Below are 15,627 nucleotides of genomic sequence, written 5' to 3'. Positions count from 1 at the left end.
ATTAAACAGTGAAGGCATCTTGCAGCAGTTTTTCCTGCTGCTCGGCGTGCATCGAAGCGTAACCACAGGCAGGTGCTGCCGACGCGTCACGACCGGCGTACTCAAGGACCAGGTCCTTTTTGTGACGAGTCAGGATGCGACGCATGTGGTGCTGGCTGCTGTACCAAGCGCCCTGGTTCATCGGTTCTTCCTGACACCACACCACGTTTTGCAAGTTGGTGTATGGCGCGAGGATTTCAACCAGATCGTCTTCAGGGAACGGATACAGTTGCTCGATACGCACGATGGCGATGTCTTCACGACCTTCGGCACGGCGTTTTTCCAGCAGATCGTAGTAGACCTTGCCGCTGCACAGGACCAGGCGGGTAACCTTGGCCGGATCGAGGGTATCGATTTCCGGGATTACCGTCTGGAACGAGCCTTCGGCCAAGTCTTCCAGGGTCGAGATGGCCAGCTTGTGGCGCAACAGCGACTTGGGTGTCAGTACGATCAGCGGCTTACGCAGCGGACGAATGACCTGACGACGCAGCAGGTGGTAGATCTGTGCCGGGGTAGTCGGGACGCAGACCTGGACGTTGTGCTCGGCGCACAGCTGCAGGTAACGCTCCAGACGTGCCGAGGAGTGCTCAGGCCCCTGCCCTTCATAACCGTGTGGCAACAGCATGGTCAGACCGCACAGACGGCCCCACTTGTGCTCGCCGCTGGTGATGAACTGGTCGACAACCACTTGTGCACCGTTGGCGAAGTCGCCGAACTGTGCTTCCCAGATAACCAGTGCATTTGGCTGGGTAGTCGAGTAGCCGTACTCGAATGCCAGCACGGCCTCTTCGGACAGGAACGAATCGTACAAGTCGAAACGTGGCTGACCTTTATAGAGGTTCTGCAGCGGAATGTAGGTGCTGGCGTCTTTCTGGTTGTGCAGTACCGCGTGGCGGTGCGAGAACGTGCCGCGACCGATATCCTGACCCGTCATGCGGATCTGGTGACCTTCGAAGGCCAGGGTGGCGTAGGCCATGGTTTCGGCATAGCCCCAGTTGATCGGCAAGCCACCGGCCTGCATCTTCTGGCGGTCTTCGTAGATCTTCGACACTTGGCGCTGAACCACGAAGCCTTCTGGCAGCTCGAGCAACTTGGCCGACAGCTCTTGCAGGGTCTTCAGGTCGAAGCGGGTGTCGTGACGCGCAGTCCAGGCGTGGCCCAGGTACGGACGCCAGTCGACGAACAGTTCCTTGTTCGGCTCTTTGACCAGGCTTTTTACCACGTGCAGACCGTTGTCCAGCGCATTGCGGTACTCGTCGACCTTGGCCTGGACGCGCTCGACATCGAGACGACCGGACTGGATCAGGCTTTCGGCGTACAGCTCGCGGGTGGTGCGCTGCTTGGTGATCTGCTGGTACATCAGCGGTTGGGTGCCGTTAGGCTCATCCGCTTCGTTGTGACCGCGACGGCGGTAGCAGACCAGGTCGATGACCACGTCACGCTTGAACTGCATGCGGTAGTCGACGGCCAGCTGGGTCACGAACAGCACGGCTTCCGGATCATCACCGTTAACGTGCAGGATCGGCGCCTGAATCATCTTGGCGACGTCGGTGCAGTACTCGGTGGAACGCGAGTCCAGCGGGTTGCTGATGGTGAAACCAACCTGGTTGTTGATCACGATGTGAACAGTACCGCCGGTCTTGAAACCGCGGGTCTGCGACATCTGGAAGGTTTCCATGACCACGCCTTGACCGGCGAAGGCAGCATCACCGTGCAGGTTGATCGGCAGAACCTTGTCACCCACGCTGTCGTTGCGACGGTCCTGACGGGCGCGCACCGAACCTTCTACCACTGGCGAGACGATTTCCAGGTGGGAAGGGTTGAACGCCATGGCCAGGTGGACTTCGCCGCCTGCGGTCATCACGTTGGACGAGAAGCCCTGGTGGTATTTGACGTCACCGGAACCCAGCTCGACCTTCTTCTTGCCTTCGAACTCGTCGAACAGCTCGCGCGGGTTCTTGCCGAAGGTGTTGACCAGCACGTTCAGACGGCCACGGTGGGCCATGCCGATTACAACTTCCTTGGTGCCGTAGGAACCGGAGCGCTGAATCAGCTCGTCCAGCATCGGAATCAGGCTCTCGCCACCTTCCAGGCCGAAACGCTTGGTGCCCGGGTATTTGGTACCCAGGTACTTTTCCAGGCCTTCTGCTGCAGTGATGCGCTCGAGCAGGTGGCTTTGGATATCCGCGGAGAAAGCTGGGCGCCCACGAACGCTCTCCAGACGCTGCTGGAACCAGCTGCGCTGCTCGGAGTCGACGATGTGGGTGAATTCGGCGCCAATGGTGCGGCAATATGTCTGCTGCAAAGCGTCGAAGATTTCGCGTAGGCTCGCTTCCTCTTTGCCGATGAACAGGTCGCCGGCACGGAAGGTCGTATCAAGATCGGCATTGGTCAAGCCGTAATGATTGATCGACAGGTCTACTGGCGCAGGGCGCTGCCACAACCCCAGGGGGTCGAGCTTCGCGGCTTGGTGGCCGCGCATACGGTAGGCCTGGATCAGTCGCAGCACTTCAACCTGCTTCTTCTCGTGTTCACTGCTCACGCTCCCGGCGGAAACCGGTTGGGCGCGGCGCTGGTTCTTTGCCAGCAGTACGAAATGGTCGCGGATCGTCGAGTGCGATACATCGGTGGCAGTGCTGCCTTCAGCGGGCAACTTCTGGAAGTAAGTGCGCCACTCTTCTGGCACAGCGTTAGGGTCGTGCAGGTAGAGCTCGTAGAGCTCTTCCACATAGGCAGCGTTACCACCTGAAAGGTGGGCGCTGTTCCACATGCGCTGCATCACGCTTTCTTGCATGCTTGGTCACCCTCGGTTCGGGGCCTCGATCGGCAAGAACCACAGCAAGCCTGGGTTGAGTCCGTGTGCAGCGACTGAACCAAAGCCACCTAGTTTCCCGCTGATTTACCGGGTACCAGCCCGGACGCCCCTGCTGGTCTCATATCTTCATAGGTACAAGCTCGGGCTTTTGGCCCTCACTCGGGTTTCACCTTGGTGCGGGCACATGCCCGCACCTCGGCGTACTACGGGTACAACACTTTGAATCAGGTGCCGCTTTGCAGCAGCATGTTACGTACGTGACCGATTGCCTTGGTCGGGTTCAGACCTTTAGGGCAAACGTTTACGCAGTTCATGATCCCGCGGCAGCGGAATACGCTGAACGGGTCATCCAGGGACGCCAGGCGCTCCTGGGTCTTGGTGTCACGGCTGTCTGCCAGGAAGCGATACGCTTGCAGCAGTGCAGCTGGACCCAGGAACTTGTCAGGGTTCCACCAGAAGGATGGGCAGGAAGTCGAGCAGCAAGCGCACAGGATGCACTCGTACAGACCGTCCAGCTTCTCACGCTCTTCCGGCGACTGCAGACGCTCGATGGCCGGGGCCGGCGTGTCGTTCTGCAGGAATGGCTTCACCTTCTCGTACTGCTTGTAGAAGATGCTCATATCGACGACCAGGTCACGGATAACTGGCAGACCCGGCAACGGACGCACAACCAGTTTGTTACCTTTTACGACAGCGGACAGCGGCGTGATGCACGCCAGGCCGTTTTTGCCGTTGATGTTCATGCCGTCGGAACCGCAAACGCCTTCACGGCAGGAGCGACGATAGGAGAAACCTTCGTCCTGCTCCTTGATCAGGGCCAGCACGTCCAGCACCATCAGGTCCTTGCCACCGGTGTCGACTTCAAACACCTGGGTTTTAGGCGACGAGTCGGTATCCGGGTTGTAACGATAAACTTCGACTTTCAACATAGCGGCCACCCTTAGTAAGTCCGGACTTTTGGTTCGAACGCCGGTACGGTCTTCGGCGCGAAGTTGACTGCGCGCTTGGTAACCCGCTTCTCACCTGGGAAGAACAGGGTGTGGCACAGCCAGTTTTCGTCGTCACGGTCTTCGAAGTCTTCACGGGCGTGAGCGCCGCGGGACTCTTTACGGACTTCTGCAGCGATGGCGGTCGCTTCGGCAACTTCCAGCAGGTTCTGCAGCTCCAGCGCTTCGATGCGCGCGGTGTTGAAGGCCTGGGACTTGTCGTTGATCTTGACGTTGGCGATGCGTTCACGCAGCTCTGCCAGTTGCGCGATACCCTTCTGCATGTATTCGCCAGTACGGAATACACCGAAGTAGTTCTGCATGCAGCTTTGCAGCTCGCGACGCAGGGTCGCAACGTCTTCACCGTCGGTGCGCTGGTTGAGCTTGTTCAAGCGGCTCAGGGCGACTTCGATGTCGGTGTCGCTGGCGTCGAGGTATTCGATACCGTCGCTCAGCGCTTTTTCCAGGTGCAGGCCAGCAGCACGACCGAACACGACCAGGTCGAGCAGCGAGTTGCCGCCCAGACGGTTGGCACCGTGAACCGATACGCACGCCACTTCACCTACCGCGAACAGACCCGGGATGATGTGGTCAACGCCATCGGCGTCCTGGGTCATGGCCTGGCCATGAATGTTGGTGGCAACGCCGCCCATCATGTAGTGGCAGGTTGGAACCACCGGCACCGGCGCGACCACTGGGTCAACGTGGGCAAAGGTCTTGGACAGCTCACAGATACCTGGCAGGCGGCTGTGCAGCACTTCCTCGCCCAGGTGGTCGAGCTTGAGCATCACGTGGTCGCCGTTAGGGCCACAGCCGTTGCCGGCGATGATCTCTTTAACCATGGAACGGGCCACAACGTCACGACCGGCAAGGTCTTTGGCGTTAGGCGCGTAACGTTCCATGAAACGCTCGCCGTGCTTGTTGATCAGGTAACCGCCTTCACCGCGGCAACCTTCAGTGACCAGTACACCTGCGCCGGCAATACCGGTTGGGTGGAACTGCCACATCTCGATGTCTTGTACTGGCACGCCTGCACGCAGGGCCATGCCGATACCGTCACCGGTGTTGATCAGGGCGTTGGTGGTGGACGAGTAGATACGACCTGCACCGCCGGTGGCCAGAACGGTGGCCTTGGCTTTGATGTACAGGGTTTCGCCGGTTTCGATGCAGATCGCGATCACACCGACGAACGCGCCGTCCTGGTTCTTCACCAGGTCAACTGCGTAGTACTCGTTGAGGAACGTGGTGCCTGCCTTCAGGTTGCCCTGGTACAGGGTGTGCAGCAGTGCGTGACCGGTACGGTCGGACGCTGCGCAGGTACGGGCAGCCTGGCCGCCTTTACCGAAGTCCTTGGACTGGCCACCGAATGGACGCTGGTAGATACGGCCAGTTTCGGTACGCGAGAACGGCAGACCCATGTGGTCCAGCTCGAACACCGCGGCCGGGCCTTCCTGACACATGTATTCGATAGCGTCCTGGTCACCGATGTAGTCGGAACCCTTGACGGTATCGTACATGTGCCAGCGCCAGTCATCGTTCGGGTCAGCCGAAGCGATGGCGCAGGTGATGCCACCCTGGGCCGACACAGTGTGCGAACGGGTCGGGAAGACCTTGGTGATCACGGCAGTCTTGTGACCGCCCTGGGCCAGCTGCAGCGCTGCGCGCATGCCGGCACCGCCACCACCAACAATGATGGCGTCGAAAGAAATCGTTGGAATGATAGCCATGAATCAGATACCCCAGAGAATCTGCACACCCCAGACGAAGTACGCGAACATCGCGACACCACATACCGCCTGGAACAGGAAACGTATTGCAGTCGCCGACTTGCCGAACGCCATAGGCGTCAGGTAGTCAGTTGCGATGGTCCACATGCCGACCCAGGCGTGAGCGCCCAGGGCAACCAGTGCCAGCAGACTGAAGATACGCATCGCGTTGTTGGAGAACAGGGCGTGCCACTGGGCATATTCCATGCCAGGGTGCGCCACCAGGTAGCCGATCAGGAAAATGAAGTAAGCCGCGAGAACGACCGCAGATACGCGCTGCGCCATCCAGTCATAGAGGCCCGAACGCGACAGGTTCGTGACATTGGTTACCATATCCAAACTCCCGCCAGAACGATCACCACCACGGAGATGACGATGACAATTTTCGAGCCCAGTTTGCCGCCTTCCAGCGTCTCACCGATGCCCATGTCCATGATCAGATGGCGCACACCGGCCACCAGGTGATACAGCAAGGCGGACAGCAGGCCCCAAATCACGAGCTTGGCCAGCGGACTGGTCAGACACGCCTTCACCTCTCCAAAGCCTTCTTCCGAACCCAGGGATTTGCCCAATGCATAAAGCATGATGGCCAGGCCCAGGAACAAAATAATGCCGGAGATGCGGTGGAGAATGGACGTGTAAGCGGTGATCGGGAGTTTGATGGTCCTTAGGTCTAGGTTTACAGGTCGTTGGCTTTTCACGGCTTTTTTCACACTGAAGAGCCCCTAGCAAGCAGGGCAAAGTTGTTGGTAAGTGTACTGGTCAGGTACCCACCACCCAGGGAGCGGCGACCCCCAGTTAATCGGGCTCTGAAGCCCCTGGTAGTCGGGTGCCGAGTATAGACAGTTAGGCTACTAATGACAACGTGAAGGCCTAGCCCAAATAGCTCATTGCCTTTACCGGATAAAAGGCGTAAACGGGCGACAATTTCGAGGAAAAACCAGCCTTCAAGCCCTTTACAACCGTGCTTTAGGCAAATTGACATTCGAATTTATCTCACTATAGTGGTGCGGGCCCTGCGTGGGGGGTCTGTCTGATGATTTCAAGCATTAATAGGAGGCCACATGGCTGACAAAAAAGCGCAGTTGGTCATCGAGGGCGCAGCCCCCGTCGAGCTGCCCATTTTAACCGGCACCGTTGGTCCAGATGTAATCGACGTTAGAGGGTTGGGGGCCACGGGTCACTTCACTTTCGACCCTGGTTTCATGGCGACCGCATCTTGCGAGTCGAAGATCACCTACATCGATGGCGACAAGGGCATCCTGCTGCATCGCGGCTACCCTATCGAACAGCTCGCCGAGCAATCCGACTATCTGGAAACCTGCTATCTGCTGCTCAACGGCGAACTGCCGAATGCCGAGCAGAAGGCCCAGTTCGTCAGCACCGTGAAGAATCACACCATGGTGCACGAGCAGTTGAAGTCCTTCTTCAACGGCTTCCGCCGCGACGCCCACCCAATGGCCGTCATGTGCGGCGTAGTAGGCGCCCTGTCGGCGTTCTACCACGACTCGCTGGACATCAATAACCCGCAACACCGCGAAATCTCTGCGGTGCGCCTGGTCGCCAAGATGCCGACCCTGGCAGCGATGGTGTACAAGTACTCCATGGGTCAACCCATGATGTACCCGCGCAACGACCTGTCGTACGCGGAAAACTTCCTGCACATGATGTTCAACACGCCGTGCGAGATCAAACCGATCAGCCCGGTACTGGCCAAGGCAATGGACCGGATCTTCATCCTCCACGCCGACCACGAACAGAATGCGTCGACTTCCACCGTGCGCCTGGCCGGCTCTTCGGGTGCCAACCCGTTCGCCTGTATCGCCGCCGGTATCGCTGCGCTGTGGGGCCCTGCCCACGGCGGTGCGAACGAAGCCGTACTGACCATGCTCGATGAAATCGGCGATGTTTCCAACATCGACAAGTTCATCGCCAAGGCCAAGGACAAGAACGATCCGTTCAAGTTGATGGGCTTCGGTCACCGCGTTTACAAAAACCGCGACCCGCGCGCCACCGTGATGAAGCAGACCTGCGATGAGGTCCTGCGCGAGCTGGGCATCACCAACGATCCGCAACTGGAACTGGCGATGCGCCTGGAAGAAATCGCCCTGACCGACCCGTACTTCATCGAACGTTCACTGTACCCGAACGTCGACTTCTACTCGGGCATCATCCTCAAGGCGATCGGCATTCCGACCAGCATGTTCACCGTGATCTTCGCCCTGGCGCGGACCGTCGGCTGGATCTCGCACTGGAAAGAAATGCTCTCCAGCCCGTACAAGATTGGCCGTCCACGCCAGCTGTACACCGGCTACGAGTCGCGCGACATCGTCAAACTGCAAGACCGCAAGTAAGCCCTGCGCTGAAAACGAAAAAAGGCTGCCTTCGGGCAGCCTTTTTTATTGGCAGTCTGCGTCTGCGTGCAAAGCATCGCAGGCGCAATAACAGTTATCTCAAAATAAACTGAAAACCTAACTGTTACGGCTTCTCAGCCCTTTCCTTCAACGCTTTCAGTGTGTTGAACGGCGCATCCACCACAAATTTGTTTGCCACCATCGACGGCACACTGCCGCCTGGCTCGGTGTGGACCTGGTAGGTCACTTCAGTACCGCCGTCTTTTGGCACCAATTTCCAGAAACCTTGAACCTGGGCCACACGCACGAAACCTTTTTCTTCAGGCAGGTACTTCGGCACGCCTTCCAGCTTGCGGGTCAGGCTGCCGTCGGCTTCCTTGATGGTCGTCACATGCAGGACCGAATCACGTGGCGTGACCGGCCACGGGGTATTGAACTGGGTATAGGTCCAGCTCTGGTCACCCTCGGTCTTGAGCAGCTTCTGCGACTTGCACTCGTGAATCCAGGCACAGGCGCCGGCCACGTCTTCCTGCAGGGCCTGAACCTTGGCCAGTGGCGCCTTGATGAAGGTAACGCCGCGATAAGCCTTGTAGTCGGAGCCCGACACAGCGGCGAGGGAGATCTTGATACCGCCCTCGTCCTTTTTCACTTGCCAGTCTTCAGCATGCGCCACCGACACCAGTGCCGCGCTCAACCCCATCATCAGTGCTACGTGCTTAAACGATCCCATGGTCTTTTTCCTTGTTGTCGAAGATCTACGCAATCAAGCTGCCGTCACTTGCTCCAACCACCCCAAGACCCTGATCGCTTCGTCGCGATCCTCGCCACACACCTCCCTGTCCGCCTTGAAACCTGAACACACCGGCGGCCGCTCGGGCCGACCAAACAGGTCGCAGAGGTTTACTACAGACAAATGGATACAACGCTCACCCGCCGGCTTGCCCTTGGGCATGCCGGGAATCGGCGAACTGATGGACGGTGCAATGCAGCAAGCGCCACAGCCTTCACGGCAATTCATGACGTCAGAACCTCGGGGTAACAAATGATGCATGAAGGGGGATAGTAACCGCTAAAACGACCGTTTGAAATTACTGGCCGGATGAAATATCACCGAACAGATATGACCGATCAGTCGTGCCGGAGCTACTGTTTGAACTCGAACTCGATTGCCGCGCCTTCAATTTCCTGCTGGCGAGCATCATTGCGCAACTGCAACTGCATTTCATTGCTGAGCAGTCGGCCGTTGAGCTGGAAGGGGCTGTTGCTGGTAGGTTTTTCACCGAACATCGCCGGTAGCAGTGGCTGGCGCACCTGCGCCTCAGCCTGACCCGGCGCCTGCAGGCCCTTGACCATGTCAGGTGGCAGGCTCAGATCCAGCTTGGCCTTGGGCAAAGGCGCTGCAACGACGTCCGACCCCTTGCGCTGATTTGTCTTGGCAGGGGCTTTTTTCGCAACCGGGGGCTTGGCCTGGGTTTTCGGCCTTGCAGCTTCAGGCTTTTTTACCGGAGCCGGCTTCTTCTTCGCCTGTAGCGCATTCGTCGAGTCGACAGAAGGCGAAGCCGTCGCGGCGAACACCGGGGCAACCGATGGCAGCAGACTCAGGCACAGCAATAGAAGACCAACACGGGACAACACTTTCATAGGCAACAACGAACATCGCGCAAAAGTGCGTATGCTCCTCGTTCCCGAAGTAACTGGCAAGCCTCCTGGCTAAAGGAATACACCCGCTGCTGTCTCCTGACAGAGTTGATTGGCCAGCATCCCCAACGTGAGCACCGCCCGCTCTGCCTCACGATTCCATGGAATGGCGCAGTTGAGCCGAATGCAATGGTTGAATTGCTCGGTGTTACTGAAAATCAGCCCCGGCGCGATACTGATCCCCTGCTGCAGTGCCCGCACATGCAACTCCTGGGTATTGACCCGCCCCGGCAAGCTGATCCACAAAATGAAGCCGCCCGTAGGCCGGGTCATCTGCGTACCCTCCGGGAAGTGCTGCTGCACTGCCAGCTGATAGGCGTTCAAGGTGCGCCGGTATTCCTGGCGAATGAAACGCAAATGGCGGTCATAACCGCCATTTTCCAGATAGGCCGCAACGGCCATCTGGGTCACGCTGCACGCCGAATGGGTGGTGAAGGTCTGCAAGCGCTGGATATCCTGCTGATACTTGCCAGCAATGATCCAGCCGATACGCACACCCGGCGACAAGGTCTTGGAAAAACTCGAACAGTAGATGACCCGATCCAGCCGATCGAAGGCTTTCAGTGATTTGGTCCGGCCCTGCTCGAACATCAGTTCGCCATAGACATCATCTTCGACAATCTGGATATCGAAATCCGATGCTAGCCGCAGCAACTGCTTCTGGCGGTCTTCCGGAATGGTGCCACCCAGGGGATTGCTCAGTCGCGCAGTCAACACCAGTGCCTTGATCGACCACTGGTTGGCCGCCAACTGCAAAGCTTCGAGGCTGATCCCGGTCGATGGATCGCTGGGGATCTCGATGACTTTCAAGCCCAGCAAGTCAGCCAGTTGCAGCAACCCATAATAAGTAGGTGATTCTGCGGCGATCAGGTCGCCCGGCCGGGTCAGTACGCGCAATGACATCTGCAAGGCATCGACACAGCCATGGGTGACCACCACTTCAGACGGGTCGACCACCACACCGGCATCGCGCATGCGAATGGCGATCTGCCGACGCAGCGGTTCGAAACCCGGGCTGAACATATAGCTGAACGCCCTTGGCGCCTGAAACCGCGTGACCTTGCTCAACTGCTGGTGCAAGGCACGCACCGGCAGGTATTCAACATGCGGGGTGGCAGCACCAAACGGAAAGACGCCATCGCGCCGCGCCTCGATCAGTACCTGCTGGATGATGCTGCTGCGCGTCACCAACCCCGGGCGCTCTACACGGGCGATATCCGGTGTGGGCGCGGTCAATGCCGGGGTTTGGTGAACGTAATAACCTGATTGCGGCCGCGCGCGGATCAGACCCTGGTCTTCCAGGTTGGCATACGCCTGCAATACGGTGGCATGGCTGACATTGAGCTGTGCGCTCATCTTGCGTACTGACGGTACGCGCTCACCGGGCTGGTATACACCCCGGCGAATGTCTTCGGCCAGCTGCTGGGCAATGCGCTGGTAGAGCAACAGGTTGGTCATGATCTAACTCTCGACACGCAGGCAATCTAGTTATTCTTGTGTAGACCGAGGGAGAATACCGAAACAGTTCCCAAGTGTACTGGGACAGTTCGCAGAATAGTCGACATTACAGTTGTGTGATACCTGCAATTGTGAACAATTTGGCATAAGAGATTCATACCGGCATAAAAAAACCCGATGAGCATTACTCATCGGGTTGTTGATCGGCCGAGCCTCAGCGTGCGGCGCCGAGCCTGCCTTTTTCGTCGGAGAAGACGATCTCCACACGACGGTTCTGCGCCCTGCCCCGCTCCGAGGCATTGGCCTCAACAGGATACTGGTCGCCATACCCTTCAACCTGGATACGCTTCTCGTCGACCCCCAGGTCGACCAGCATGTCCGCAACCGACTGGGCGCGCGCCTTGGACAAGGTCAGGTTGTCTTCCGGGCTACCGGTACTGTCGGTATAGCCCTCGATACGCACCACACGCTTGGGGTTGAGCTGAAGGAACTGCACCAGCTTGAGCACCGTGCGGCTGGCCGAGTTTTTCAACTCTGCATGCCCGGTATCAAACAGTACATCACCCAGGGTCATGACCAGGCCGCGATCACTTTGCTGGGTGGCCAGGCTGACGATCTGCTCTTCAAGCCATTTACCCTGCTGCTGGACGCTGACCAACTTGGCCTCACGCAGGGCCAACTGCAAGCGCTGGCGCTCCAGTTCGAGCTTGGCCTGACGCTCCTGGTTCAACACCAGGTTGGTGTGTTCGCGGGCGATTTCGCTGTAGCGCTGGCTCAGGTACGCGTACTGGCGCACATCGCTACCGGTCCCCATGTAGGTGGCCAGACGATCGGCACGCGCCAGCGATTCACCAGCGCGGATCACATCACGCGGCGCACTGCGCAACACATTGGAATCATCTTTCACCGACTGGAAGCTGGCGATGGCCTGGTCGAGCGCTGTTTCACTGCGCTCACTGGCGCAACCTTGCAACCCCAGCGCGCCCAGCAACATCAGTGTGGTCAACGGTTTATTCGAGCTCACTGCTGCTCCCCCAGTTGCTTGCGAAGACGGTTGACCCGGGTTTGCAGCAGGTCGAGCTGCTCCTGGCTTTTCAGGGTCAGCACGCGCGCTTCGGCCAGGCGTGCATCCAGCTCAGCCTGCTCGGCACGCATGCGCGCATCGCGATACGACTCACTGAGCATGTTGGCTTGGGCCCGGGCCAGCTTCTCTTCAGCCAGCTTGAGCTCGGCAACCTCATCAGTGGCGCCCACGGCTTTGGCCTGCGCCACCGCCTGTTCAGACAAGCGCAACTGTTCATGGGGTGCCGGGTCAGCGGCGCAACCGGCCAGGGCCAGCAGCGCCAGGGCAACGAATAGCGGTTGAGTTCTCACACAATCTTCCTACTGTTTGGGGGCGTCGAGCGGTTGCTGCAATTGCGCCTTCCAGCGCTCGACATTGCGTTGCAATACTGCCTGGGACACGCCAGAGGGGGGCAATTCTGTCAGTTTTTTCGCCAGCTGTCCGCGCAACCACGCGTCATTGCAGGCGGAATTGTGCGACAGCGCCAGATAAAGACCCGGGCGATCCAATGGCACGCCACGGGCGACGAGGTCAGTCGCCATCCCCAGGGTCTGCACCATGGCCATTCCGGCATAGCGCCCGGCCAGCACGTAGTCCACCTGGCCCAATAAAAGCTTCTGGAATGCCTGGGTCAGGTTCTGGGTCGAGACCAGCTTCAACTGGTCCTTGGTGAAGGTCGCGAACTCGGGAGTCAGGCGGGCCTTTTCAGAGATTGCGCCTTGATGCTGGTGCAGGTCCGCCAAGCCTTCATAGACCAGCGACGAGTCATGGCGCGTCCACACCAGGTATTCATTCTGCAACAGCGCGGGGTGGATGTAGTCCACTACCGTGAGATTGGCGAGTGCCATCGGCGCATCGACCAGCATGTCCATGCGCCCACTGCGCACTTCATCCTGGGCTTCACTGCGCTTGCCGGCGTACAGCACCTCGACCTTCAAGCCCAGCTCACCCGCCATCTGTTGCAGCAGATCGACATTGGCGCCGATCAGGTGCCTTGGGTTCTGCGGGTCACGCCAGACATAGGGCGGCGCGTCTGGGCTACCGGTCGCGACCAGGCGTTCGCACTTGCCCACTGCCAGTACCTGCGCTGGCAACACAGCAACACCTAGCAGCCCTGCTGCGATCATCCGGCCCAGCCACCCCATGCAACGCCTCCCTACATTTATGCGCCTGAAATAAAAAAGCCCGATCAAAGGATCGGGCTCTTTATAAGTGAAGCCGCTGGATTAAACCAGCTTCTCCAGCTCAGGGACGGCTTCGAACAGATCCGCCACCAGGCCGTAGTCGGCCACCTGGAAGATCGGTGCTTCTTCGTCCTTGTTGATCGCAACGATCACCTTGGAGTCTTTCATGCCGGCCAGGTGCTGGATCGCGCCGGAGATACCGACGGCGATGTACAGCTGTGGCGCGACGATCTTGCCGGTCTGACCGACCTGCATGTCGTTCGGCACAAAACCTGCGTCGACTGCGGCGCGCGAGGCACCAACAGCAGCGCCCAGCTTGTCGGCCAGGGAGTACAGGTGCTTGAAGTTGTCACCGTTCTGCATGCCACGGCCGCCAGAAACGACGATCTTGGCAGCGGTCAGCTCAGGACGGTCGGACTTCGCCAGCTCTTCGCCGACGAAGGACGATTTGCCTGCGTCGTGCGCAGCGCCAACCGCTTCAACAGCAGCCGAACCACCTTCAGCTGCAACGGCGTCGAAACCGGTGGAGCGTACGGTGATGACCTTGACGGCAGCATTCGATTGCACGGTGGCAATCGCGTTACCGGCGTAGATCGGGCGCTTGAAGGTGTCTGCCGATTCAACCGAGATGATCTCGGAGATCTGGTCAACGTCCAGCAGCGCAGCAACGCGCGGCAGGATGTTCTTGCCATTCGAGGTGGCAGGCGCCAGCACGTGACTGTAGGCCTTGCCCAGCTCAGCTACCAGCGGTGCAACGTTTTCTGGCAGTTGATGTGCGTAGGCAGCGTTGTCGGCAACCAGCACCTTGGCCACGCCAGCAATCTTGGCGGCAGCTTCAGCGACACCACCGACGTTCTGGCCAGCGACCAGGACGTGGATGTCACCACCGATCTTGGCGGCAGCCGCGACGGTGTTCAGGGTAGCTGGCGCAACGGCACCGTTTTCGTGTTCAGCGATAACCAGGATAGTCATTTAGATTACCTTCGCCTCGTTCTTCAGTTTCTCGACCAGTTCAGCCACCGACTTGACCTTGATACCCGCGCTGCGTGCTGCTGGCGCTTCGACTTTCAGGGTCTTGTTGGTGGAGGCGGTGGAAACGCCCAGGGCGTCCGGAGTAACGGTTTCCAGCGGCTTCTTCTTGGCCTTCATGATGTTCGGCAAAGAAGCGTAGCGCGGCTCGTTCAGACGCAGGTCGGTGGTGACGATGGCTGGCAGGTTCAGCGCAACAGTCTGCAGGCCGCCATCGATTTCACGGGTAACGTTGACCTTGTCGCCAGCCACTTCGACCTTGGAGGCGAAGGTGCCCTGACCGAAACCGGTCAGCGCAGCCAGCATCTGGCCGGTCTGGTTGTTGTCGCTGTCGATGGCTTGCTTGCCAAGGATCACCAACTGAGGCTGTTCCTTGTCGACAACGGCCTTGAGCAGCTTGGCCACGGCCAGGGAATTGAGCTCGTCAGCACACTCGACCAGCACGGCGCGATCGGCACCCAGTGCCAGCGCGGTACGCAGCTGCTCCTGGGCAGTTGCCGGGCCGATGGTAACGACGACGATCTCGGTCGCCACGCCTTTTTCTTTCAGGCGTACGGCCTCTTCTACGGCGATTTCGCAGAAGGGGTTCATGGACATCTTGACGTTAGCAAGGTCGACGCCGGAGTTGTCCGCCTTGACGCGAACCTTGACGTTATAGTCGACCACTCGTTTGACAGCTACAAGAACCTTCATGGATTCCTCGTTACTCTCCGGTGAAAAGAATGTCGCCTGGGCCAAACCCGGCGATAGCGCGTGGGTACAAGGGCACCTCTAAAAAACAATTGCAGGCGGGGGAATTTAGCCTGACTCAGCGGTCTCGTTCCGACCCTTCATCGCAAAACCCGTAAGTCATTTTTTGTCGTGGTGTGTAAACTCCACTACAAAGCGGGTTGTGGCCTAACTGCCCTGCTTTCTGCCAGGTTTTTAGGGGTGCACCTGCATCCTACGATCAGCCTACGGCGAACGTAAAACCGCTCGTATCTTGACCGTAACGCCCAATCCGGTCAATACGCCAAAACGGTCAGCGTCACGCCGCCTCTCTTTGATTTTACTGGCCTGCGGCAAATTCAAACAAACGTTTGTATTGGACCTCGCAAGTGGTGTAGATATAATGCGCGGCCAAGAGAAAGCGGTGTAGTCCGTCATCGTCCGAGCTACAGGCCCGGGCACTTCGAAAATGACCGCCTGACACACGCCAATAAAGCAAAAACCGATGAGCCTTGAGTAGGAGAGAA

General features: G+C 58.7%; 15 protein-coding genes. 1 reads left to right on the top strand and 14 read right to left on the bottom strand.

Annotated features, from left to right (window positions below; all coding sequences use genetic code 11):
* Position 1: 1 nt before the first annotated feature.
* The 5 genes from M5G11_RS20195 to sdhC form a co-directional block, all read right to left on the bottom strand.
* The gene (locus tag M5G11_RS20195; protein ID WP_273910451.1) at positions 2-2,833 is read right to left on the bottom strand and encodes a 2-oxoglutarate dehydrogenase E1 component; all 2,832 of its coding nucleotides are present in this window, start codon (positions 2,831-2,833) and stop codon (positions 2-4) included.
* Positions 2,834-3,078: 245 nt separating this feature from the next.
* Positions 3,079-3,783 carry a succinate dehydrogenase iron-sulfur subunit gene (locus tag M5G11_RS20190; protein ID WP_273910452.1) on the bottom strand — a complete coding sequence of 235 codons (705 nt, stop codon included), beginning with the start codon at positions 3,781-3,783 and terminating at the stop codon, positions 3,079-3,081.
* A gap of 11 nt (positions 3,784-3,794) precedes the next feature.
* Positions 3,795-5,567, bottom strand: coding sequence for a succinate dehydrogenase flavoprotein subunit (sdhA, locus tag M5G11_RS20185; RefSeq protein ID WP_273910453.1), 1,773 nt, complete (start codon positions 5,565-5,567; stop codon positions 3,795-3,797).
* Positions 5,568-5,570: 3 nt separating this feature from the next.
* Complete coding sequence (gene sdhD, locus M5G11_RS20180; RefSeq protein ID WP_273910454.1) at positions 5,571-5,939, bottom strand: succinate dehydrogenase, hydrophobic membrane anchor protein; 369 nt, start codon at positions 5,937-5,939, stop codon at positions 5,571-5,573.
* The gene (sdhC, locus tag M5G11_RS20175; protein WP_273910455.1) at positions 5,933-6,319 is read right to left on the bottom strand and encodes a succinate dehydrogenase, cytochrome b556 subunit; all 387 of its coding nucleotides are present in this window, start codon (positions 6,317-6,319) and stop codon (positions 5,933-5,935) included. The genes sdhD and sdhC overlap by 7 nt, the downstream gene beginning before the upstream one ends.
* 351 nt (positions 6,320-6,670) lie before the next feature.
* On the opposite strand from sdhC, the gene gltA reads away from it, so the two are divergent.
* A complete protein-coding gene (gltA, locus tag M5G11_RS20170; RefSeq protein ID WP_273910456.1) occupies positions 6,671-7,960 on the top strand; it encodes a citrate synthase in 1,290 nt (429 codons plus the stop codon).
* 124 nt (positions 7,961-8,084) lie between these two features.
* On the opposite strand, the gene M5G11_RS20165 is transcribed toward gltA, so the two are convergent.
* The 9 genes from M5G11_RS20165 to M5G11_RS20125 all read right to left on the bottom strand — a co-directional run bounded on the left by M5G11_RS20165 (position 8,085) and on the right by M5G11_RS20125 (position 15,085).
* Positions 8,085-8,690 (bottom strand): START domain-containing protein, encoded by a 606-nt coding sequence (locus M5G11_RS20165; protein ID WP_273910458.1) that lies wholly within the window; start codon positions 8,688-8,690, stop codon positions 8,085-8,087.
* 33 nt (positions 8,691-8,723) lie between these two features.
* Positions 8,724-8,978 (bottom strand): YkgJ family cysteine cluster protein, encoded by a 255-nt coding sequence (locus M5G11_RS20160; RefSeq protein WP_273910460.1) that lies wholly within the window; start codon positions 8,976-8,978, stop codon positions 8,724-8,726.
* A gap of 125 nt (positions 8,979-9,103) precedes the next feature.
* Positions 9,104-9,601: a translation initiation factor 2 gene (locus tag M5G11_RS20155; RefSeq protein WP_273910461.1), complete on the bottom strand. Its 498-nt coding sequence runs from the start codon at positions 9,599-9,601 to the stop codon at positions 9,104-9,106.
* A gap of 69 nt (positions 9,602-9,670) precedes the next feature.
* Positions 9,671-11,116, bottom strand: a complete 1,446-nt coding sequence (locus tag M5G11_RS20150; protein ID WP_273910463.1) for an aminotransferase-like domain-containing protein — start codon at positions 11,114-11,116, stop codon at positions 9,671-9,673.
* Between the two features lie 214 nt (positions 11,117-11,330).
* Complete coding sequence (locus tag M5G11_RS20145) at positions 11,331-12,110, bottom strand: OmpA family protein (RefSeq protein WP_273910492.1); 780 nt, start codon at positions 12,108-12,110, stop codon at positions 11,331-11,333.
* Between the two features lie 26 nt (positions 12,111-12,136).
* Positions 12,137-12,490, bottom strand: coding sequence for a DUF4398 domain-containing protein (locus M5G11_RS20140; RefSeq protein WP_273910464.1), 354 nt, complete (start codon positions 12,488-12,490; stop codon positions 12,137-12,139).
* A 9-nt stretch (positions 12,491-12,499) separates the two neighbouring features.
* Positions 12,500-13,306 carry a substrate-binding periplasmic protein gene (locus M5G11_RS20135; RefSeq protein WP_273910493.1) on the bottom strand — a complete coding sequence of 269 codons (807 nt, stop codon included), beginning with the start codon at positions 13,304-13,306 and terminating at the stop codon, positions 12,500-12,502.
* Between the two features lie 99 nt (positions 13,307-13,405).
* The gene (locus tag M5G11_RS20130; protein ID WP_273910465.1) at positions 13,406-14,335 is read right to left on the bottom strand and encodes an electron transfer flavoprotein subunit alpha/FixB family protein; all 930 of its coding nucleotides are present in this window, start codon (positions 14,333-14,335) and stop codon (positions 13,406-13,408) included.
* Positions 14,336-15,085 (bottom strand): electron transfer flavoprotein subunit beta/FixA family protein, encoded by a 750-nt coding sequence (locus M5G11_RS20125; protein ID WP_273910466.1) that lies wholly within the window; start codon positions 15,083-15,085, stop codon positions 14,336-14,338.
* Positions 15,086-15,627: the final 542 nt, after the last annotated feature.

It is taken from the genome of Pseudomonas fontis (genome assembly GCF_028656955.1).
Classification (GTDB): Bacteria; Pseudomonadota; Gammaproteobacteria; order Pseudomonadales; family Pseudomonadaceae; genus Aquipseudomonas; species Aquipseudomonas fontis.
The sequence above is the reverse complement of the archived record's forward strand: the minus strand, read 5'-3'. Positions and strand labels throughout refer to the sequence as shown.

Coding starts and splice junctions, on each gene's coding strand:
- M5G11_RS20195 (WP_273910451.1), bottom strand. CDS start 2,833: ATGCAAGAAAGCGTGATGCAGCGCATGTGGAACAGCGCCCACCTTTCA.
- M5G11_RS20190 (WP_273910452.1), bottom strand. CDS start 3,783: ATGTTGAAAGTCGAAGTTTATCGTTACAACCCGGATACCGACTCGTCG.
- sdhA (WP_273910453.1), bottom strand. CDS start 5,567: ATGGCTATCATTCCAACGATTTCTTTCGACGCCATCATTGTTGGTGGT.
- sdhD (WP_273910454.1), bottom strand. CDS start 5,939: ATGGTAACCAATGTCACGAACCTGTCGCGTTCGGGCCTCTATGACTGG.
- gltA (WP_273910456.1), top strand. CDS start 6,671: ATGGCTGACAAAAAAGCGCAGTTGGTCATCGAGGGCGCAGCCCCCGTC.
- M5G11_RS20165 (WP_273910458.1), bottom strand. CDS start 8,690: ATGGGATCGTTTAAGCACGTAGCACTGATGATGGGGTTGAGCGCGGCA.
- M5G11_RS20160 (WP_273910460.1), bottom strand. CDS start 8,978: ATGAATTGCCGTGAAGGCTGTGGCGCTTGCTGCATTGCACCGTCCATC.
- M5G11_RS20155 (WP_273910461.1), bottom strand. CDS start 9,601: ATGAAAGTGTTGTCCCGTGTTGGTCTTCTATTGCTGTGCCTGAGTCTG.
- M5G11_RS20150 (WP_273910463.1), bottom strand. CDS start 11,116: ATGACCAACCTGTTGCTCTACCAGCGCATTGCCCAGCAGCTGGCCGAA.
- M5G11_RS20145 (WP_273910492.1), bottom strand. CDS start 12,110: ATGTTGCTGGGCGCGCTGGGGTTGCAAGGTTGCGCCAGTGAGCGCAGT.
- M5G11_RS20135 (WP_273910493.1), bottom strand. CDS start 13,306: ATGATCGCAGCAGGGCTGCTAGGTGTTGCTGTGTTGCCAGCGCAGGTA.
- M5G11_RS20130 (WP_273910465.1), bottom strand. CDS start 14,335: ATGACTATCCTGGTTATCGCTGAACACGAAAACGGTGCCGTTGCGCCA.
- M5G11_RS20125 (WP_273910466.1), bottom strand. CDS start 15,085: ATGAAGGTTCTTGTAGCTGTCAAACGAGTGGTCGACTATAACGTCAAG.